Annotated in this window: 1 protein-coding gene; it reads left to right on the top strand. The window is 66.4% G+C overall.

The features are described 5' to 3' along the window. The coding region (locus tag D5041_RS22305) for a SwmB domain-containing protein (RefSeq protein WP_265285835.1) at positions 1 to 414 on the top strand (414 nt) is incomplete at both ends.

Here is a 414-nt window from a genome sequence, read left to right as displayed (position 1 = left end):
TAGCGACACGGGCAACCTGGACGCGGACACGACCCACACACCCGCCAACGGGGCCTTTACGGTGATGGTCAATGGCGTCGCGAACGCCGTCACCAACGTCACCGTCGAGCCGCAAGCCAAAACCGTCACGCTCACGCTGACCACGGCGGTTACCAGCGGCCAATCGGTCACCGTCGCCTACGCCGACCCCACGACCGGCAACGACGCCAACGCCATACAGGACGCTGCCGGCAACGACACGCCCAGCTTTGCGGCCACTGCGGTGACGAACAACACACCAGCGCCAGCAGACACCGCTGCCCCGGCGCTGATCATCACCGGTGACTCGCGTCCCAAGGTCACTGGCGACCAGCTGGTGCTTAGCTTTAGCGACACGGGCAACCTGGACGCGGACGCGAGCCACAAGCCGGCGAG

It is taken from the genome of Verminephrobacter aporrectodeae subsp. tuberculatae (assembly GCF_026127385.1).
GTDB lineage: Bacteria > Pseudomonadota > Gammaproteobacteria > Burkholderiales > Burkholderiaceae_C > Acidovorax > Acidovorax aporrectodeae.
This window is presented reverse-complemented; position numbering and strand designations above follow the sequence as displayed.